The 20464-nt window shown below is 42.8% G+C and carries 17 protein-coding genes; 4 read left to right on the top strand and 13 right to left on the bottom strand.

Annotation, left to right across the window (positions count from 1 at the left end):
* Positions 1–48: 48 nt before the first annotated feature.
* Complete coding sequence (locus BT147_RS09465; RefSeq protein ID WP_072334200.1) at positions 49–873, top strand: cobalamin-binding protein; 825 nt, start codon at positions 49–51, stop codon at positions 871–873.
* A 73-nt stretch (positions 874–946) separates the two neighbouring features.
* Here the strand turns inward: BT147_RS09465 and BT147_RS09460 are convergent, their stop codons facing one another.
* The 13 genes from BT147_RS09460 to BT147_RS09400 all read right to left on the bottom strand — a co-directional run bounded on the left by BT147_RS09460 (position 947) and on the right by BT147_RS09400 (position 15068).
* Positions 947–1984 carry a phosphotransferase enzyme family protein gene (locus BT147_RS09460; protein WP_072334197.1) on the bottom strand — a complete coding sequence of 346 codons (1038 nt, stop codon included), beginning with the start codon at positions 1982–1984 and terminating at the stop codon, positions 947–949.
* A 186-nt stretch (positions 1985–2170) separates the two neighbouring features.
* Positions 2171–3364 carry an alanine racemase gene (gene alr, locus BT147_RS09455; RefSeq protein WP_286119300.1) on the bottom strand — a complete coding sequence of 398 codons (1194 nt, stop codon included), beginning with the start codon at positions 3362–3364 and terminating at the stop codon, positions 2171–2173.
* Positions 3361–4773: a UDP-N-acetylmuramoyl-tripeptide--D-alanyl-D-alanine ligase gene (locus tag BT147_RS09450; protein WP_072334194.1), complete on the bottom strand. Its 1413-nt coding sequence runs from the start codon at positions 4771–4773 to the stop codon at positions 3361–3363. Before BT147_RS09450 ends, alr begins: the two co-directional genes overlap by 4 nt.
* A gap of 6 nt (positions 4774–4779) precedes the next feature.
* Entirely contained in the window at positions 4780–5856 is a 1077-nt protein-coding gene (locus BT147_RS09445) for a D-alanine--D-alanine ligase family protein (protein WP_072334192.1), read from the bottom strand.
* A gap of 485 nt (positions 5857–6341) precedes the next feature.
* Positions 6342–7712: a 16S rRNA (cytosine(967)-C(5))-methyltransferase RsmB gene (gene rsmB, locus BT147_RS09440; RefSeq protein WP_072334189.1), complete on the bottom strand. Its 1371-nt coding sequence runs from the start codon at positions 7710–7712 to the stop codon at positions 6342–6344.
* A gap of 2 nt (positions 7713–7714) precedes the next feature.
* Positions 7715–8668: a methionyl-tRNA formyltransferase gene (fmt, locus tag BT147_RS09435; protein WP_072334186.1), complete on the bottom strand. Its 954-nt coding sequence runs from the start codon at positions 8666–8668 to the stop codon at positions 7715–7717.
* Between the two features lie 3 nt (positions 8669–8671).
* The gene (gene def / locus BT147_RS09430) at positions 8672–9139 is read right to left on the bottom strand and encodes a peptide deformylase (RefSeq protein WP_072334183.1); all 468 of its coding nucleotides are present in this window, start codon (positions 9137–9139) and stop codon (positions 8672–8674) included.
* Positions 9140–9179: 40 nt separating this feature from the next.
* Positions 9180–11630 carry a primosomal protein N' gene (priA, locus tag BT147_RS09425; protein ID WP_083426490.1) on the bottom strand — a complete coding sequence of 817 codons (2451 nt, stop codon included), beginning with the start codon at positions 11628–11630 and terminating at the stop codon, positions 9180–9182.
* Entirely contained in the window at positions 11617–12825 is a 1209-nt protein-coding gene (gene coaBC / locus BT147_RS09420; protein ID WP_083426489.1) for a bifunctional phosphopantothenoylcysteine decarboxylase/phosphopantothenate--cysteine ligase CoaBC, read from the bottom strand. The genes priA and coaBC overlap by 14 nt, the downstream gene beginning before the upstream one ends.
* 78 nt (positions 12826–12903) lie before the next feature.
* Positions 12904–13110: a DNA-directed RNA polymerase subunit omega gene (gene rpoZ / locus BT147_RS09415; RefSeq protein ID WP_072334178.1), complete on the bottom strand. Its 207-nt coding sequence runs from the start codon at positions 13108–13110 to the stop codon at positions 12904–12906.
* Positions 13111–13131: 21 nt separating this feature from the next.
* Positions 13132–13734, bottom strand: a complete 603-nt coding sequence (gene gmk, locus BT147_RS09410) for a guanylate kinase (protein ID WP_072334175.1) — start codon at positions 13732–13734, stop codon at positions 13132–13134.
* 16 nt (positions 13735–13750) lie between these two features.
* Positions 13751–14020, bottom strand: coding sequence for an extracellular matrix/biofilm regulator RemA (gene remA / locus BT147_RS09405; RefSeq protein WP_072334172.1), 270 nt, complete (start codon positions 14018–14020; stop codon positions 13751–13753).
* Positions 14021–14162: 142 nt separating this feature from the next.
* Positions 14163–15068, bottom strand: coding sequence for a YicC/YloC family endoribonuclease (locus BT147_RS09400; protein WP_083426488.1), 906 nt, complete (start codon positions 15066–15068; stop codon positions 14163–14165).
* A gap of 145 nt (positions 15069–15213) precedes the next feature.
* Between BT147_RS09400 and fabV the strand changes: the two genes are divergently transcribed.
* The 3 genes from fabV (at position 15214) to BT147_RS09385 (ending at position 20422) form a co-directional block, all read left to right on the top strand.
* Positions 15214–16359, top strand: coding sequence for an enoyl-ACP reductase FabV (gene fabV, locus BT147_RS09395; RefSeq protein ID WP_072334169.1), 1146 nt, complete (start codon positions 15214–15216; stop codon positions 16357–16359).
* Positions 16360–16469: 110 nt separating this feature from the next.
* A complete protein-coding gene (locus tag BT147_RS09390) occupies positions 16470–18077 on the top strand; it encodes a putative polysaccharide biosynthesis protein (RefSeq protein WP_072334166.1) in 1608 nt (535 codons plus the stop codon).
* A 167-nt stretch (positions 18078–18244) separates the two neighbouring features.
* Entirely contained in the window at positions 18245–20422 is a 2178-nt protein-coding gene (locus BT147_RS09385; protein WP_072334164.1) for a S8 family serine peptidase, read from the top strand.
* Positions 20423–20464 lie beyond the last annotated feature (42 nt).

The following is a 20464-nucleotide window of genomic DNA, read 5'->3' as shown; positions in this document are numbered from 1 at the left end:
TAACCATCCTCTGATATCAAGCCAGAACTATAGAAAGTAGGAGAAATTGTGAGAATCGTATCCATCTGCCCTAGTAATACAGAAATTCTCCATTACTTAGGGGCAAAAGATCTTCTAGTCGGAGTAGATGACTTTTCAGATTTCCCCCCTGATTATGCTGATCTACCACGTTTAGGCCCTGATTTATCGATTCATATGGATTTAGTCGAAGAATTACAACCGGATCTCGTCATCGCTTCTTTGAGCGTTCCTGGAATGGAGAAGAATATTAAGCAGCTTGAAGAAAGAGGGATTCCCCATATTACGCTCAATCCAAAATCTTGGAATAATATCCTCGAAGATGTCTTACTTGTCGGATCTTATATTGGGCGATTACCAGAAGCTGAAAAACTAGTTGCTCATTTGACCCAAACCGTAGAAATGATCCGTAAACATATGTCCACATCCCAGTCCATTCCCCGCATTTATTGGGAATGGTGGCCCAAGCCAGTATTTACACCTGGACAAGGAAATTGGTTAACCGAAGTATGTGAGCTAGTAGGAGCCTACAATATATTTGCCGATTATCTTCAAGAAAGTGTTCAGACAAATTGGCTCGAGGTGGTAAAACGTAATCCAGACCTCGTTATGGTTGCATGGACTGGTATTGAGAAACATCGAATCAAGAAGGATATGTTTACAACTAGGCCCGATTGGCAAAACACCCCTTTAGCTGACCCTAACCTCATTCAGATCTGCGATGAAGGCTGGTTCTGCCGACCCTCCCCCCGCTTATTAGTCGGCATCAAGCACTTGGCTCACTTACTAGCTCCATCTCGCTTCGAACCAGCTAGTGAAGACCTATGGCAAGATCCACGAATTCAAGCCAAATAAGTTCACCGTCTGGGAAATTCGCCCCAGTTTTTTAGTTAATTCAATAATGAACACGATCCGTGCTACTTCAATGTTAAAACTCCTCCTGCAAGATTTTTAGCAAGCACTGGATAATCTCAAATTGCCTTTCCGCCTTGTCTACTTGATATTTCATTCTCTCTGGAAACGGTTGATTTTCCATAAGATAATAGATATTGATATTTAAATAACGATCGATTGCATAACGTATGGCCATTTCCTTCTCAAGTCGTGATAATTCCTTTGAATAGCGACTATAAGCTTGAAAATACATTTTAATATAAGGTGAAAAATCAATCTGGTCACGGTTCAAGTGATCGCAAAGGTCCCATATAAAAACGCCTAAATCTTCCGCGATCACGGAGACACGTATATCTCCAAAGTCAATAACAGCAGACAAGCGACCATCTAGTACTAGTATATTATCAGCCTTCATATCACAATGAATCAGTAGCTTCTCATTCCTAATAAAATACTCCTTTAGATGCTCTACATTTTCCAGATATACGTCTAACAACCGTCGATATAATGGACCAGAAGGTTGATTCTGATACCCATCAGAATCAAGGTGCTCTTTCTTGATGCGAATACTCATGGCCGAGTGCTCCTCATTCAAAATCGAAAGATAGTGCTGGTAATTCTTAGCTAAACGGTGCATACGTGCTTGGACTTCGGCAACTAATTCAACGACCTCCATTGTATAGTTCACATGAGATCCAATAATAAAATCGGTAACGGTAACAAAGACACACTGATCTTGTTCTTGATACTCTAAATATGGTTGACTGTTCTCTTGTTGCCTGTATACACTTGGAATAGGAATTCCTTGTTTATGTAAAAACTCCATGAAGCGCATTTCTTCATCCAATGTGAAACGGGCCCTATCCACCATTTTGTGAGTTGACTTTATCGTTGAAATTCGTACTAGTAATGAACGTTCGGTAGTATTTACCAAAAAGCACGTATTCTCCGCTCCATCCGGCAACATTTCATATGAGAGAATCGTACAATCTTTAAAAAACATTTTTAAAAAGTTTGTAAAATGTTTTTTAGAAAGCTTCTTTGAAATGGATTCATCTTTTGTAAAGTACATGATATCCCTCTATCCCTCCCATTTAAATCAGAACAGCACAATAAAATACATTTCCTTACACACTTCTTTTAATCGATCTCAAATCAAAGAAAAACCCAAGTTGGGTCTTCTTTGTCATTCTATCTTATTTGCACGATATATGAAGTATGTTTTCGGAAAAATCATTACCTTATCACTAGCCTACTATCAACTTTGTAATGCATACGACTGTTTCGTATTACCATTGAATTCACTTACAATCTCAACTACTTCTCCGTGATAATAATAGATTTTCGGAACGCGATACGTAATCATCGAAGGGATTTCTTGAGGAACGCTACCGATATGTTCTGCTAAATCATATAAAGTGATCTCTTCCTCCCCTTGTCTTCCGATCAATGTTACTTTGGTACCAAGTGGATATTTGCAAGGTAGACGTACCATAATCTGATCCATACATATTTTACTAATGATTGGCATCTTTTTACCATCTATCAATACATCCATTCCTTGGAAACAGCGAAACCAGCCATCCGCATATCCAATGGGGATCGTGGCAATCCATTCCTCATCTCTTGCTTGATATGCATTATCATATCCAACAAAATCGCCTTTTTGGAGCTTCTTGATATGAGCAATTTTGGAGTGCAGAGATAAGGCAGGCTGTAGAGAAAATGGGATGTTGTCTTTCACATGTTGGGATGGATAGATCCCAAACATAGACACACCAATCCTGACTACATCGAGTGCGTTTTCTGGGAAGCACAGGGAGGATGCGCTATTGGCACAATGATAATAATCGACCGATATCCCTGCTTCCTTTACCCACTCCATCATTTCCTGAAAGCGAGCATACTGCTTATGATAGTAAGTCGTATCACTACTGTTAGCAGTTGCAAAGTGGGTATATACACCTTCTACGATCACATCTGGATCCTGTAATAGAGGGACGATCTCGAGCCATTCCGACTTTTCACGAATTCCGATCCGCCCGAGTCCTGTATCCATTTTCAGATGAATCTTAAGGGGGATTGTATTTTTCTTATACTGTCTCATCTCTTTTAACCACGATGCTTGGAAAACGGTAAGTGTCAGATCATGGTCGATAGCCAGATTTACATTAGATGGTAGGATGGGTGTTAGCACTAAGATAGGACCTTTAATTCCGTGGTTACGTAATACAATCGCTTCACTAAGCAGAGCTACTGCTAACGAATCTGCTCCTGATTTTAGAGCGGTTTTCGCTATTTGAATATCTCCATGACCATATGCGTTCGCCTTTACGGCTGCCATGAAATGAGTAGAAGGAGGTAAATGGCCACGAATCTGACGGATATTTTCCTCTATGCAATCCAGATGAATTTCGACCCATGCATCACGATGTATCATAGAAGTGTTCATAAGACTTCCACTGCCTCTCTCATAGGAGCACTGCTATCTTTCAACTCTTCTACTAGCGTATCTAATTTATTTTCTCTGGATCCTTTAATCAAAATGATGGACTCCGTTTCGGCGATTCCTCTTAATTGGTCGATTAACGCTTCTTGTTCTGCTGACTGATAGGAAGCTACTCTTCCTTCTGGAAAGTGGCCTTTTGCTACCTTAGCGATGTGTTCAGCAAGCTTGCCAACTGTAAAAACATAATCGATGTGCTTTGGATCTAATTCAGCTCCTACTTTCTCATGTAAGGAGACTTCATCACTGCCCAATCCATTCATATCGCCTAGAACGACTATTTTTTTTTTATACGATAAGGTTGAAAGCGTTTCTAACGAAACACAAAGGCTTGATGGGTTTGATTTATATGAATCATTCAAGATGGTATATTTGGGTGTTTTAATAAGCTCATTACGTCCCCCCGTAATTTTAGCTTGTAGGAATCCGTTTCGAATCTGTTCGTTCGAAATTCCATAATGGTGACAGACAGCAATGGCAGATAGAGCATTCAACACTTGATATTTTCCTAACATTGGTAGATAGAATATAGGGCGTTGCACCGGTAGAGAAAATGAGATTCCTTCTCGTTCAATCGAGATAAAGAATGGACGGTACGAATTACTGGATTTCAACCCTACAGTAACCGCCCGATCACCTAGATTTTCTCTATGAACCGCTTCTTGTAATAAGGGTTCGTCCCCATCGTAAATGAAGATACCGTTAGGTTCTAACCCCGAGAGAATTTCTAGCTTAGCTTGGGCAATCCGTTCTCTCGATTTTAATTGATCCAGATGCGCTTCTCCAATATTCGTGATAATCGCCACATCTGGTAAAGCAATAGAGGATAATAGCTCAATTTCTCCTAAACCAGACATCCCCATCTCGATCACAGCCATCTCCGTTTCAGGTTCCAACTGTAAAATAGTCAAGGGTACTCCCAAGTGGTTATTTAAATTACCGAATGTTTTTTGCGTCTTATATTGCGTTTCCAGTAGACTAGCTAATATGTCTTTCGTAGATGTTTTACCGTTGCTTCCTGTGATTCCAATCACTTTGGTTTGTAGTTGCTTCCGATACTCTCTCGCTAACGTTTGTATGGCAACAAGTGTATCTTTTACATAGATAACCGGGATTTCGGTGGGTGCAGATGGCTCACCCTCCATCCACAGTGTAGCGGCAGCACCCATTTGAATGGCTTTTTGCACAAATTCATGTCCATTGAAATGTTCTCCTTTAATAGGAATAAATAGGTTTTTAGACTGCACGGTTCGCGAATCAATGGAAACTCCTTGAATCTCTATATGTTGATCTAGGATCGGACAAAATGCTCCATCCAACATCTCTACTATTTGATGTATCGTTCGTTTTATCATGCCTACTCATCCCCTTGTGTATTGAATTTGTCCTGAGTTCTGATGACGTTCGATAGCAAGGTCAATAAATTTTTCGATGATCTCAGGATACGTCATGCCCTTTGTTGCTTCCCACAAAGCCGGGAACATACTGTGTCCTGTGAATCCCGGGAATGTATTTACTTCATTTACATATAGGTCATTTTCTTCGGTAACAAAGAAATCCACACGCATCAATCCAGAACCATTTAATACTTGAAACGCTTGCTGGGAGATTTCTTGCATTTTTGTGTGGAGCGAATCCGGAATATTGGCTGGTATAACCGGAATCAACTTTCCATCTACGTACTTAGCGTTATAGTCCATAAACGATTTCTCTAAAATATATTCTCCGGCAACAGAGCACTCGGGATTTTCATTACCGATCACGGCTATTTGCATCTCGCGCCCGATTACTTCTTTATCTACCACTACTTTTTGATCAAAGGTAAATGCATCCTTTAATGCCTCTATTAGCTCATCTCGATTCTGACAACGGTGAACTCCCACACTCGATCCTAATTTTGCTGGTTTGACGAAACATGGGTAGCCGATTCCATCTTCAATTTGTTCAAAAATTTGGTTAGCACGTCTCTTCCACTCCTGAATCGTAAAGAATACATATTCCGCCTGTGGAATTCCTACTTTAGAAAAGATTTCTTTTGTCATCGCTTTATCAATGCCGATGGCAGAAGGCATAATTCCATTCCCGATATAAGGAACATCGATTAATTCTAATAGCCCTTGTATCGTTCCATCTTCACCATAAGTACCATGCAGAGCAGGGATGACTACATGTTCTCTTCCCGGTGAAAAACACTCCTGTAAAACGGTTGCTAATGAGAGTGTGGGAGTCATATCAACATCTACTTCCCCTTCTCTTAGCTCTTTCAATTCTTCTGTTACCTTTCCTGTATTACACCAAATTCCCTCATTATTTATATAGATTGAATAAACATCGTACTTCTCTTTATCTAACGCATTTATAATCGCTAATGCTGTCCGCTTCGAAATCTCATGTTCAACAGACTTTCCACCATACAGAACATATACTTGTGTATTCATAACTTCCTCCGTTTTTATATAAATTTACTTACATATAAACAGTAAAATATATGTTAAATAAAACTTATAATCTATTAGTTGACCAATCGAATGATTTAAACTTTATATGAAAAAGGGAATTCCTTCTACCAATTTACCTTAATAGAACCTTACATTTTTGTAAGTCATTTATATAAAGTAAATAATGGCTTACTTACACAATTGATAGTAACCCATGGGGATCAAAATAAGATAAAGATGAAATGAAGATAAATTGAAGATAAAAATAAACAAACAAACCCCCTGATCACTTAGGATCATTCCATAATATCCATTTTTACTACGACCGATAGAAAATCTAATTCACCATGCGGCTTAGTCATATTTGTCCAACGAAACTCGAAACCGAATGTAACGTTTCGGTTGAATACAAAAAATGGATGACATTAACTAAGATCAAAAAAAACACCCAAAGGTGATATAGCATTCCTTTGGGTGTTTTTTTATCAAGCTCTTCTCTTCAGGCGAGCAATAAAGAATCCGTCACTATTGAAATGATGTGGCAATAGCTGTACCCATCCATCTCCTGCAATCCCACGTTTTTTTACTATCCTAGGCAATAATTCAAAAATCGTCGGGTCTAGTTCAAACTCAGGGTGGCGCTTCAGAAACTGCTCGACTTGCTCCCGATTTTCTTGCGGTTCCCATGTACAAGTGCTGTAAACAAGCGTTCCACCGGGTTTGACGAGGGTAGCCATACGATCAAGTAGTTCACTCTGGATTTTAGTGAGGTCACGAATTTGCTCTGTTTCTTTGCTCCATTTAATGTCAGGTTTACGATGAATCACGCCTAAACCCGAACAAGGGGCATCTAATAAAATAGCATCGTATAGAGGCTCTCCATCCAACTCGATTTCTCTGGCATCCCTTACTCTTGTCTTGATGTGCTGGAGGTCGAGGCGACGCGCATGTTCACGGATGAGATCCATCTTATGATTATGGACATCATAGGCTATGACAGTTCCCTCATCATTCATTCGCTCTGCCAGATGTGTTGTCTTCCCACCAGGAGCAGCGCAAGCATCTAATACTCGCATACCTGGCTTCGGATCAACTGTTCGTGCCACTAGCATCGAGCTTTCATCTTGAATAGTATAAGCACCCTCTTGGTAGTAGAAATGGGATGCCGCATTACCGACTCCTTTCAAGATGACACCATCAGGGGCTAGTTCAGAGGGTGAAGCTCCCCCTGTCTCTTCTTCATTCCAAGCCTCGATAAAGGCATCCCGATCCCATCTCATGGAATTGATCCGCACACTTACCTTAGGTGGTTGGTTTTGCGCCTGTAACGCCTTTACCGCTTCCTTTTCCCCATACACTTCATGCAGTCTCTGCACCATCCACAAGGGATGGGAATAGACAATCGCTTCTTCTTGGTGAGAAGTAGGAGGAAACATTGGCGAGAACTTCTCTTTATTTCGCAAGAAGTTGCGTAAGACTCCATTAACTAGCCCTGAAATCCCTTTATGTCCTCTAGCTTTGGCGATTTCTACGGTTTCATGGACCGCCGCTCTCTCCGGAATTTTATCGAGGTAGATCATTTGATACAAGCCCATACGTAGTAATTGCTTCACCCATGGCTCTACTGATTTACTACCGCGTGAGATGAGCTTATCAATCACCCAGTCCAATGAGTTTTGTCGCTGGATGATACCATAAACCAATTCCGTAACGAGTCGCTTATCGCGAGGCTCTAATTCACTTCGTTCTAGCGATTGATTTAATAATAGATTGCTAAACGCTTCCTTTGATTCATATTGAATTAGTATATGAAGCGCAACATCTCTTGCAGATTGTCGCTGGTTGTTCTTTTTCATGATTACTCTCCTAATCGATCTCCTACATGAATCTGACGACCATTTATTAATTGCTCAGCCGTCAGGCGCTTTTTACCAGATGGCTGTAAATCAGTCAGCTTGAGGCAACCATCTCCCGTTGCTACTACGATCCCATCTTTTTGCAACGCAACTACGGTTCCCGGTGCTTGAGTTCTCTTCTCATCCGCTAAAGGCTCTGCCCACCAAACCTTCATAGGTTGTCCATTCCATAGCGTAAATGCAACGGGCCAAGGGTGCATGCCTCTCACTTGGTTATATAACTGCAAAGCGGTACGATTCCAGTCTAGTATTTCTTGTTCTCGTTTAATATTAGGGGCAAAGGTAACCTGTCCCGCATCTTGAGGCACTGCTTGAATCTCGTCACACAGCAGGGGCGGTAAGGTTTCCTTCAGTAAATCAGCGCCCACAACAGAAAGCTTCTCAAACAACGTCCCCACATGATCTTCCTGCGTAATCGGGATGGAACTTTGTGCGATTATATCCCCTGCATCTAACGCTTCTACCATATACATAATGGTAACCCCTGTCGCCTTTTCTCCATCGATAATCGATTGATGAATCGGAGCACCCCCACGATACTTGGGAAGCAAGGAAGCGTGTACGTTGATAGACCCGTGTGTGGGTACATCTAGCAAAGCCTTTGGCAAGATTTGGCCGAAGGCGGCAGTGATGATGAGATCAGGGTTCAAATCAATAATGGGTTTCATCTCTTCCGGAATCCGTACTCTTTCTGGCTGATATACAGGTAGTCCTAAGTCCTGTGCCGCTACTTTGACCGGGGGAGGGGTTAATTCACGCTTCCGACCTTTCGGGCGATCTGGTTGAGTCACCACTTGAACAATATTGTAACCTTCTTCTACTAACATACGTAAAACGGGCACAGCAAAATCCGGTGTGCCCATGAAAACCATTCGTGTATCTTTTATGTTATTCATCGATTATTCCCCCTCGGTTGGGCGGAACACTCGCTCAGCCACATCAGGAAATAAAATTCCGTTTAGATGATCTACTTCATGCTGAAAAGCTCGGGACAAAAATCCATCTGCTTCGATTTCAATCGAGTGTCCATTACGATCTTGACCTACTACCTTGATGTAGTCAGCACGTCGAACTTCTCCAAGTAGATTCGGGATACTAAGACATCCTTCTGGTGGATTGAACTGTTCGCCACGCTTTTCTATGATTTCCGGGTTTATCACCTCATATAATTGATCACCTACATCGACCACGATGACCCGTTTCGAAATAGCAACTTGAGGAGCTGCCAATCCTACTCCGTTGGCATCATACATCGTTTCCGCCATATCATCTAACAGTTTATGTAAACGAGCATGGAACTTCGTCACAGGCTTTGCTTTTTCTTTTAGTATCGGTTCTCCAATTTGCACAATATTTCTGACGGACATCTCACTCTCTCCTCTTCAAAAAACATACAATGATACTCTATCATACGCCATCGCGTTGTATCTGAATACGTAGATGGGAATCATCCTGCATCTGAGTTGCTTGCCGAACGCGCTCTTTTACATATGTGTTAAGGTCTGGATTGGCTTCATATTTTATCATGATTTGCAAACGATAACGATCTTTTATCTTCGGAATCATAGCCGGAACAGGCCCTAACACTTGATAATCATATTGAAAGGTACCTTGATTTAGGCTACGTGCTATCTCCTGACCGTATTGCAATACTCGCAGACGATCTGGATGACTAATCACCATCGTATAAAGACGGCGAAAGGGTGGATAGAGATGTAGCTTTCGCATCTGACACTCTTGGCGGTAGAAATCCTCAATCCAATGTTCTGCCGCTGCCTGAATACTATAGTGATCAGTAGAATAAGTCTGGATAATCACTTTTCCTAGATACTCATGACGACCCGCACGTCCACTTACTTGGGTGAGCAATTGATAGGTTCGCTCGGCTGCTCGAAAATCAGGCAAATGTAGCATCGAATCTGCGGCTATGACACCTACTAATGTCACTTTGGGAAAATCAAGCCCCTTCGCGATCATCTGTGTCCCGAGAAGAACATCTGCCCGTCCTGCACCGAAGTCGTTTAATAGACGCTCATGAGATCCCTTACGCGAAGTCGTGTCTACATCCATCCTTATTACGCGAATCCCTGGGAAAGCTTTACTGAGTTCCGCTTCTACTTTTTGCGTACCCGTACCGAAATGACGGATGTGCTCACTCTCACATTGTGGACAGCGCTTAGGAAGTTGGCTCGCATAACCGCAATAATGACAACGTACTGTACGATTCGTCTCATGGTAGGTTAACGAGATCTCACAATGAGGACAAGCAAGCGTTTCTCCACAATCTCGGCACATCACAAAGGTAGAGTATCCACGACGGTTTAAAAACAAAACAGCTTGCTCCCCGCGGTGGATACACTCGATCAGTTCTGTCTTTAACGATCGACTAAACATCGAGCGATTTCCCCCAGCTAACTCTTCTCGTAAATCAACCACTTCCACTTCTGGCAATGGTCGACCATGTACTCTTTTATGTAGATTAACGAGACGATATTCTCCCGTCCGAGCGGCGAAATAGCTCTCTACTTGTGGGGTAGCGGAGCCTAAAACGAGAGCGGTTTGATGTTCTAGGATTCGCCACTGAGCAATCTCTCTCGCATGGTAACGTGGATTCTCTTCTTGTTTATAAGATGATTCATGTTCTTCATCAATGATAATAATGCCTAATCGCTCAAAAGGAGCAAAAATTGCCGAGCGAGCCCCTACAACAATCTTAACTTCCCCACGACGGATCTTCAGCCATTCATCAAAGCGTTCGCCACTAGACAGTCGGCTATGGAGGACAGCCACTTGTGAGCCAAATCTCCCTTTAAATCGATCAACCATCTGCGGAGTGAGGGAAATCTCGGGTACAAGCACGATTGCTTCCTTACCCTTGGCTAACACTTCTGCGATCGCTTGCAGATAGATTTCAGTCTTACCACTCCCTGTGACACCGTGAAGCAAAATCGTCTCAGCTTGACCGTTTTCAATCGGCTTCATAATCGCCTCAAACGCATCAGCCTGCTCATCTGTAAAAGAGAGTGCTATGGTTTGTTCAAAGGTACGATGCGCAAAAGGGTCACGATACTCTTCCCGCTCTTCCCATGAAACGAACCCTTTGTCTACCAAACTTTTCACCGTAGTGCGGGCTGTAGCCGTAGCAGAAAGCAACTCTGGAAGAGATACTTCCTCACCTTTTTCTAGCAGATACGTAAATACTTCTCGCTGCTTCATCGCTCGTTTCGGTAAATCTCGTAACGTCATCTCTCTATCAGCAGACGATGCGAGCCAGACCCATGTTGTGGTTTGTTTCGTAATCTTATCTCCAACCACTTCATGAATCCGAATCAATCCTTGCTCCGATAATCGTTTTAGGATGGTACGATGAATGCCCTGAATCTGGCATGCCTCTTCCCAAGAAACAACTCCATTTCCTTGTGAAATCGCTTGGTGCAGAGAAACAAACATTTCTTCCAGCGATGCTGGCACTTCCCTCTGATCATAATCCGTCGCAAGAGTAATCCTCTTTTGATACGTTCCCTTTAAGACCGAGGGAACCATTGCTTGCAGAGCGGTAATCGTCGTACAAAGATATTCATCCGCCATCCGTCGCCCAATCCGGACCAACTCAGGTGTAAGGGGTGGTTGTAGATCTAGCACCTCTTGAATCGCTTTTACCCGAGGCGGAAGTTCTCCCTCTCTCACATCGACTACATACCCAATTAACGTCCGTGGTCCAAAGGGAACCTGCACTCGGCTCCCAATCTGAACTTCTTCTCGCCATTCATCAGGAATTAAGTAACTATAGGGACGATCGACCGCTTTCGCAGGTACCTCCACATATACATCCGCCATCCAGCCATTACGCTCTGGCATGTAATCGCTCTCCAATCACTTGCACAATATGGCGCGCCACCTCTTGTTTAGAAAGCTGTGGGAGTTCGATTTTATCTCCACTGCTATCATAGATGGTTACAATATTCGTATCCGTTCCAAATCCAGCACCCGGCTTCGTAACATCATTGGCAATGATGAGGTCCATGTTCTTCCGCTCCAACTTTCCTTTCGCATGCCGCTCTATCTGTTCCGTTTCGGCGGCAAATCCCACTAGCATCTGATCGGGTCTTTTTACACGTCCCACTTCTGCGGCTATATCTGGATTTTTTTCCAACTCTAAAGTAAGCTCTTCCGAGTTCTTCTTTATCTTCTCATCAAATATAACCTTAGAACGGTAATCGGCTACTGCCGCTGATTTGACAATAACATCGGATGTAGCCAGTTCACTCATCACTGCATCCAGCATCTCTGCTGCCCGTTTTACCTCGATTACCCTTACCCCTTCTGGAGGAGATATCATAACAGGACCGCTTACTAGTACCACTTCGGCCCCTGCCCTTTTCGCTTGCTCTGCAATCGCATAACCCATTTTGCCAGAGCTATGATTAGACATGTAGCGAACAGGGTCAATCGGTTCCATTGTGGGACCTGCGGTGATTAATAACTTTTTCCCCGCTAAAGGCTTCTCAGTTTCATGGGCAAAATATTGTTCAATCCAATCCACAATCACGTCTGGCTCTTCCATTCTTCCTTGCCCTACATAGCCACATGCTAATTGACCAGAACCTGGCTCAATAAACTGCACTCCTACTTCCCGTAGGATTTGGATATTTTTCTGAACGATTACATTTTCATACATGTGAACATTCATCGCTGGCGCAATGACGACCGGCGCCGTTGTAGCCAGCAAAGTGGTAGACAATATATCATCACCTAATCCATATGCTACCTTTCCGATGATATTTGCCGTTGCGGGTGCGACTACGATCAGATCCGCGTGATCCGCTAGGTCGATATGAGAGACCACTTCTGGATCACGCTCGTCAAACGTATCTGTATAAACTTGGTGATGAGAAAGAGTTTGCAATGTAAGAGGAGTGATGAATTGTGTCGCCGACTTCGTCATGATAACACGGACATCTGCGCCGCGCTGATAAAGTTGACTCGCAATCGTAGCCGCCTTGTAAGCAGCGATTCCCCCAGTAATCCCAAGCAGTATTCGTTTCCCCTTCATAACGCTCATCCCTCTTCATATCATCTAAAAAAATAACAACCACAGTTGGTTGTTATTTTTTTAGATGCATCATATTCGTTACGCGTTTTTCGTTTTTCCTGGTGTGACAATTAAATCAATCGCGATCTCTTCGAGAGCGGCACCTACATACTTTTTCGAATGTGGCTTTAACTGGAGCTCGCTTGTCCCTTCTAGAAGACCACGAGCACGCTTCGCAGCAAGTACGACTAAAGCGTATTTACTATCTGCTTTTTCCATTAATTGGTCAATGGATGGATATAACATATTCTAACCCCCTATCTGTTCTTACTCTGACATGACCAAGCGATCTGCTCGGCAGTGTTCCGCTAGCAAAACCGCTTCTACACGGTCACATGCTTTTTGCACTTCATCATTTATCACCACATAGTCATATCGGTGAATATGTTGATACTCGTCTTTTGCAGCACCGAGGCGGTTTTCCAGAGAGCTCGTCGTTTCAGAACCACGGTGTAAAATACGAGTACGTAAATCGTCCATTGAAGGAGGAACAAGGAAAATAAACACTCCATCCGGAAATGCTTCTTTTACTTGATAAGCACCTTGTACTTCGATTTCTAACACAATATCTTTCCCAGATGCTAGTGTGTCCTCCACATACCCACGAGGTGTTCCGTAGTAGTTTCCTACGTACTCCGCCCATTCGATGAGTTCATCATTTTGAATCATGTGTTCAAATTCGGCTCTCGTCTTAAAAAAATAATTCACTCCATCTCGTTCCCCTGCACGAGGCTGACGAGTAGTAGCGGATACAGAGTATGCAAGGTTAGGCAATCGCTTACGAAGAGCCGAACATACTGTTCCTTTTCCTACTCCAGATGGACCAGAGACTACGATCAAAAGACCTGATTGATGATATTCTGCTTTCATCTTGTCAACCTTTCTACTAATCCGCGACTTCTTCCGACGCCTGCTCTTTACTTGCTAAGCGATGGGCTACTGTCTCTGGCTGAACCGCAGACAAGACTACATGATCACTATCTGTAATAATGACCGCTCTTGTGCGACGACCATATGTAGCATCGATTAAGACTCCGCGTTCCCGAGCTTCTTGGATAATTCGTTTAATGGGGGCAGAATCTGGACTAACAATCGATATAATTCGGTTTGCTGAAACAATGTTACCAAAGCCGATATTAATAAGTTTGATTCCCAACTCTGGTACCTCCTCGCCCTAATGTAAACAATCCTAGATGATGTCGAATTGGCTTATTCGTTCTTCTCGAATTCATCCTGCTCTAGCTATTGTAGACCGTTTTCTGTCAAGAATCAACGAGTTAGCTATGTTTCATAACGAATTACTCCAGATTTTGAACCTGTTCTTTCATTTTTTCCAATATACTCTTACAATCTACCACCCACAGCGCAATTTGTGCATGATTTGATTTAGAACCAATCGTATTCATCTCTCGATTCATCTCCTGAATCAAGAAATCAAGCTTTCTACCAATCGATTCATCCCGTTCAAACGAACCCCTAAACTGCTGGCTATGACTCACAAGTCTCGTAATCTCTTCCGTAATATCCGTCCGTTCTGCAAAGATGGCCACCTCTGTTAACAAACGTTCCTCTAAATCTCCCATATTCATCTCTAACTCAAGCAAACGATTTTGCAACCTCTCACGGTAGTGCTTCGTAGCTTGAGGTGCCAACTCCGCTATCTTCCCCACCGTCTCCTCGAAAGATGTTAACATCGTAAGTAAGTCCCGCTCCAGAGCCTGTCCCTCTAGCATCCGCATCTCTTGCAACGTAGTTAGAGCTTGCTGAATCGATTCTCGTATCCACTCACCATACTCATCCCAATCCCGCTTCGTCTCTTCCATCTTCCACAATTCATGCTTCTTCCATACATCTTGGATCGTTACAGATCCCGTTACCATCCCTTCATCACATAGCTTTTGACTAATCGCTAGGTAAGATTGTAGTAACTCTTCATCCAATACAACATGCTTCCCCGATCCCCCTTCCTCTTTTATATAAATCGATAACTCCACTCGTCCCCTACGAATCGACTCCCGCACCTGCTTACGAATCGACTCCTCCTGCTCCGCAAATCCTTGAGGCACGCGAAGAATCAAATCCAAAAATCGATGATTTACCGTACGAATCTCAGTAATAAACTGCAGATTAGACGTAGCTACCTCACCGCGTCCAAAGCCTGTCATACTCACTGTATACGATGTAGCTGTTTGTATAGGTTTCATATCTCTATTGTGACAAAAAAAATAGCCCTTGTGCAATGGGAAGATCCATTTGAATCTCCATCCGTATCCACTCAACGCGATTTTTGTTTTCCATTGTGTTATGATAACCCAAGATATTTTGCATAGACAGAAAGGAAACGCTCACATGGATATTAAACCTAGATTTCGTGGCTTTATTTGTACAAATGCTCACCCTGAGGGGTGCAGAGAGCAAGTAAAAGAACAGATTGATTTTATTCAAAAACAACCTAGATTAACGAATGGCCCTAAAAATGTGCTGGTCATCGGGGCTTCGAAGGGCTTCGGGCTGTCGGCACGAATTGTGTCTGCTTTTGGAGCAGGGGCAAGTACGATTGGCGTTTTTTCGGGCGGACAGGGAAACTCTAGACGCGGAGCATCAGCCGGCTGGTATAATTCAATGGCGTTTGAAGAATTTGCTCATCAAGAAGGTCTCTATGCCAAGCATGTAAATGGAGATGCTTTTTCTAATGAGATAAAGGATGAAACCATTCAACTGATTAAACAAGATCTAGGCAAAATTGACTTAGTAATTTATAGCCTCGCTACTGCCAAGCGGACCGATCCGCAAACGGGAGAGGCTTATTATTCTGTTTTAAAACCAATTGGCTCGCCTTATCAAAACAAAACGGTACATTTCCATACAGGAGAAGTAACGAATGTGGAAATACAGCCAGCAAATGAGGAAGAAATTTCCGATACGGTAAAAGTGATGGGTGGAGAAGATTGGCACTCGTGGATGCTTGCACTAAAAGAAGCAGATGTTTTAAGTCAAGGTGTGAAAACCATCGCCTTCTCCTATATCGGTCCAGAGATGACGCATCCTATTTATCGCAATGGAACGATCGGACGGGCGAAGGATCACCTAGAAGAAACAGCTCATGAATTAAGTAAGGAGCTCTCATCTATAAACGGGCAAGCAATCGTGACGGTATGTAAAGGGCTGGTTACCCAATCAAGCACCGCTATCCCTGTTATCCCGCTCTATATTTCTGCCTTGTACAAGGTGATGAAGGAAAAGGGGATTCACGAAGGCTGTATCGAGCAAATGAACCGTCTCTATCAAGATTTTCTCTACTCGAATCAGTCGCCTCAACTTGATAAAGAGGGACGAATTCGTATCGATGATTGGGAAATGCGTGCAGACGTCCAGCAAAAAGTGTCCGAAATTTTAGCGAAGGTGAATTCGAAAAATGTATATGAACTCACAGATCTAAAAGGGTTCCGAGAAGATTTTTTCCATTTATTTGGTTTTGAGGCTGATCAGGAGTAGGATAACACTCTTCTTTCTTTTCAAATTTGACATCTTCGTACATATGCAGAATATACTTAACCTGCTAAAATAAACATCATGCACTTTTTGCACAAAGGAAGTATGAATACATGTCAAATAAGTTAGTCAAAGGAACGCTAATTCTAAGCATATTAACCCTTTTTACAAAAATTATCGGGAGCCTTTTTTGGGCTCCGTTTCAAAATATCGCAGGGGACGAGACAGTGGGAATCTACCGAATCTCTTTCCCGTTCTACTCGATTCTTCTAATGATTGCAACTGCCGGCATTCCGATCACCGTTTCGAAATTTGTAGCAGAGCACCTCTCTCAAGATGATTATCCCGGGGCACGTCGCGTTTTACGGGTTGCCTCTCTTATCTTAACCCTAACAGGGATTCTTTCTTTTTGTATCCTGTTTTTTGGAGCAGAGTATATCTCTAAGGTGATCTTAGGAAACTCAGCAGCGACCTCCTCTATGAAGGTATTGGCCTGTGCGATTTTATTTGTTCCGATCATGGGTGCGTACCGTGGATTTTTTCAGGGACAACAGCAGATGGTGCCCACTGGGATCTCACAATTAATCGAACAAATTGTGCGAGTGGGAGTCCTTATTGGACTAACATACTGGATGGTTCAAGAAGGTATGAGCCTTGCAACCGTAGCGGCCGGAGCAACGGCTGGGGCTCTATTTGGTGCGATCGCAGGCCTAATCGTAATGCTTTGGTACAATCGCCGTGATAAAAAAGAGCAACTTTATAAAAAATGGAATCCTCCCTTGCGTCGTCCTGAATCATTTAGGAGACTATCGAAGAAAATTATCGCCTATGCCATCCCGATCTCATTAGCAACACTAGTGCTCCCCTTAATCGGACTCATTGATTCTTTTACTGTCCCTCGATTATTAATGGACTCAGGGCTAACAGACAAAGCAGCAACCGAATTGTTCGGCATCTATGGACGAGGAGAGCCATTTGTCAATGTGATCTCCGTCTTCTCCAGCTCCCTTACCCTTGCACTAATCCCAGCGATTGCAGCGCATATGTCTCGTGAGGAATACGAGGCGGTAGAGCATAAGATCTCGCAATCTTGGCTAATGACACTTGTGATTAGTTTACCAGCAAGCCTCGCGTTAGCTATGTTAGTAGAACCTCTTAACATAGCCATGTACAAGAATAATAATGGAGGAGACACATTAGCAATCCTTGCGTTCTCTGCCATCTTCAGTACGCTAGCAGTTACTTGCTCGGGGGTTTTGCAAGGATTAGGGTTTAATAAACTCCCTGTCCGCCATCTATTAATCGGTGCTGGCATTAAAGTGATAGGAAACTTCGTATTTATTCCTACCATGGGGATTCGGGGCTCCGCATTGGCAATGGTACTCGCTTATGTTGTCGTTTGTGGTCTCAATCTGTGGCAAGTGGTACGAATCACAGGTATACACTTTCGGTTTAGTACTTATGTCTTAAAGCCATTCCTTAGCACTGGAATTATGTTAGCTATCCTCTATCTCTGCTATCAATCCATGATCTTCCTAATCGATAAACCAAGTCGCCTATTTTATATTTTTATCAGCTTGGCTATGGTATTGATTGGATCGTTTGTCTATTTATTTGCCCTCGTTATCACTCGAACTCTTACAGAGAGGGAGCTTCGCATGATTCCAATGGGTGGGAAAATCATTACACTCTTTACCCGTCTACGGATCTTACAACGATAATGAAGCGAAAATGCTAGAAAGAACATAAATCATTCTTTCTAGCATTTTTTATTTGCAAATAAAATTTATAATTTACAAATAAAAAAGAAGGATTTGAATGTTAGTTATAGTATTATATATCTATGACTTGAATCATGGGTCAATATTCACCTTTGGGAGGGCAATTCATGAAGAGAAAATGGCGTATTCCTGCGTCTATGCTTCTAAGTGGAGCATTAGTACTATCCAGCGTATCAAGTGTATTGGCAAATGATCCAAACACCGATGCAAAAATTTCTATCCCATCTACCCCAGGCTACTACTTTGTAGAGCTAGCAGATGAGCCAGTAGCTACATACGATGGAGGCATTAAAGGCTTTGCGCCAACACAACCAGCTCCAGACAAGGATTTAAACACAAAATCTTCTGATGTAAAGAATTATCAATCTTATCTTACGAAGAAACGTGACTCTGTAAAGAAATACATCAAAGAAAAAACCAATTCAAAAGTCGTTTCTGAGTTCAGTACCACTTTCAATGGCTTCTCGGTAAAAGCACCTAGCACAGATGTCAAAACACTTGAGAAAGCACCTGGTGTCAAGCGTGTTGTGCAAAGTAAACAATACCGCCCGACCATGAATAAATCGCTTGAACTCATAAATACTCTTCCTGCATGGAAGTCTGGGTATAAAGGGGACGGCGTAAAAGTAGCCGTAATTGACTCTGGAATCGATCAGAATCACCCATTCTTTAAAGATTCTTCTCTTAAAATGCCAGAAGGATTCCCAAAAGTACAAGCTGACTTAAGCGGAACTGGCTCGATGGACGAATGGTTAAAATATACGAGCAATAAAGTAATCACAGCAAAAGTGTACCATCCAGAAGCAATGAACTATCAAGCAGATGGAAAAGGGACTCGCACACCAGAAGCAATCGGTTCTCATGGAACTCATGTAGCGGGTACGATTGCTGGAATTGAAGGATATAAGGACCCATCTGGTGTAGCAAAAACTCCTTTAAGTGGCGTTGCACCAAAAGCATACCTAGGAAACTATAACGTCTTCCCTTGCGACGACTGTAGCGCAGATAGCACATTTATCGCAAAAGCAGTAGAAGATGCTGTAAATGATGGCATGGATGTAGCAAATCTAAGCTTAGGCAGCCCTGCTACTACTGGTTTTGACTTACTTGTAGAAGTAGTCAATGCTGCTTCTCGTGCTGGTATGACCACCGTTATCTCCGCAGGTAATAACGGTCCTGGCGCACAAACCATCGGTTCACCTGGAATTGCATCGGATGTTATTACAGTAGCTGCAGTCAGTAACAGCCATTTCTTCGGAAAAGCGATCCAAGCAACCGTAAAAGGGCAAGCTAAAACACTTCCAGTCGGTTCTGCTTCTCCGGGTGGAACTGTTGAAAAGGAAGTAACAGCTCCACTACAACCAGTCAAGGATGCTTCCGACAATCTCGATCTTGCTTGCGAACCACTCACAAGTGATTTAACAGGAAAAATTGCCATCGTGAAGCGTGGTGAATGTACATTTACCCAAAAAGCAACGAATGCACAAGCAAAAGGGGCTGTGGGTGTACTAATTGTAAATAATCAGTCCGGTGCGCCTACCTCTCCATCCGTGGAAACAAATGTGACTGTACCTGTTGCGATGGTTTCCGATGTAGACGGAACATGGCTTACAAGTGGAGAAGGATCTGTTAAATTCAGTCCTGGTCCTGACAATGAATTCTTTACACCAGATTCTTTGCAAATCGCAGGATTCTCTTCTCGTGGTCCAACGATTAACTACACCTTGAAACCTGATGTAGCGGCAGTTGGCGTAAATGTTTACTCCAGTGTTGTCGGTGGTGGACTAGCTGCTTACAATGGTACTTCCATGTCTGCTCCTCACGTTGCCGGTGCATCTGCTCTCTTGACCCAAGCTCGTCCTAACTGGACTCCACAAGACATCAAATCTTCATTGATGGGCACAGCCGTTAATCCAAAAAGTGCCGCTCTTCCAGTAGAAGTGGGTGCCGGTGTAATCAACGTAGGAAAAGCGCTAAATCCAGTCTTGATGGCAAACCCAACAAGCTTGAGCTTCGGAAAACTATCCAAGACAGGCGATCAAGTGAAGCTCCAAGTTACGCTGAAAAATCCAACCTCCAAGCGTCAAGTGTACCAAATCAAAGGAAATTCCCTCGTGAAATCGGATAAAACCTTGCTTACCCTTGCCAAAGGAAAATCCACTACATTTAATGTAACGGTAAATCCAAAGAAGAAAGCTGATGGCGACTATCAAGGTTATATTACGATCGTGAATGAGAAAAACGTGCCGATCCGCATCCCATTCTATTACTATGTAGGTTCTTAAAACAATTCGGGACGGAGATACAGTTCTTGGACTATAGAACTG

This window comes from Thermoactinomyces sp. DSM 45891, assembly GCF_900119485.1.
In the GTDB taxonomy this organism is placed as follows: domain Bacteria; phylum Bacillota; class Bacilli; order Thermoactinomycetales; family Thermoactinomycetaceae; genus Baia.
The sequence above is the reverse complement of the archived record's forward strand: the minus strand, read 5'-3'. Positions and strand labels throughout refer to the sequence as shown.

Excerpts from the sequence above, each read along its gene's own strand:
- BT147_RS09445 (WP_072334192.1), bottom strand. The coding sequence starts at position 5,856 with ATGAATACACAAGTATATGTTCTGTATGGTGGAAAGTCTGTTGAACAT.
- alr (WP_286119300.1), bottom strand. The coding sequence starts at position 3,364 with ATGAACACTTCTATGATACATCGTGATGCATGGGTCGAAATTCATCTG.
- BT147_RS09450 (WP_072334194.1), bottom strand. The coding sequence starts at position 4,773 with ATGATAAAACGAACGATACATCAAATAGTAGAGATGTTGGATGGAGCA.
- priA (WP_083426490.1), bottom strand. The coding sequence starts at position 11,630 with ATGCCAGAGCGTAATGGCTGGATGGCGGATGTATATGTGGAGGTACCT.
- rpoZ (WP_072334178.1), bottom strand. The coding sequence starts at position 13,110 with ATGTTATATCCATCCATTGACCAATTAATGGAAAAAGCAGATAGTAAA.
- fabV (WP_072334169.1), top strand. The coding sequence starts at position 15,214 with ATGGATATTAAACCTAGATTTCGTGGCTTTATTTGTACAAATGCTCAC.
- gmk (WP_072334175.1), bottom strand. The coding sequence starts at position 13,734 with ATGAAAGCAGAATATCATCAATCAGGTCTTTTGATCGTAGTCTCTGGT.
- BT147_RS09400 (WP_083426488.1), bottom strand. The coding sequence starts at position 15,068 with ATGAAACCTATACAAACAGCTACATCGTATACAGTGAGTATGACAGGC.
- rsmB (WP_072334189.1), bottom strand. The coding sequence starts at position 7,712 with ATGAAAAAGAACAACCAGCGACAATCTGCAAGAGATGTTGCGCTTCAT.
- BT147_RS09385 (WP_072334164.1), top strand. The coding sequence starts at position 18,245 with ATGAAGAGAAAATGGCGTATTCCTGCGTCTATGCTTCTAAGTGGAGCA.
- fmt (WP_072334186.1), bottom strand. The coding sequence starts at position 8,668 with ATGAATAACATAAAAGATACACGAATGGTTTTCATGGGCACACCGGAT.
- BT147_RS09460 (WP_072334197.1), bottom strand. The coding sequence starts at position 1,984 with ATGTACTTTACAAAAGATGAATCCATTTCAAAGAAGCTTTCTAAAAAA.
- def (WP_072334183.1), bottom strand. The coding sequence starts at position 9,139 with ATGTCCGTCAGAAATATTGTGCAAATTGGAGAACCGATACTAAAAGAA.
- coaBC (WP_083426489.1), bottom strand. The coding sequence starts at position 12,825 with ATGAAGGGGAAACGAATACTGCTTGGGATTACTGGGGGAATCGCTGCT.
- BT147_RS09390 (WP_072334166.1), top strand. The coding sequence starts at position 16,470 with ATGTCAAATAAGTTAGTCAAAGGAACGCTAATTCTAAGCATATTAACC.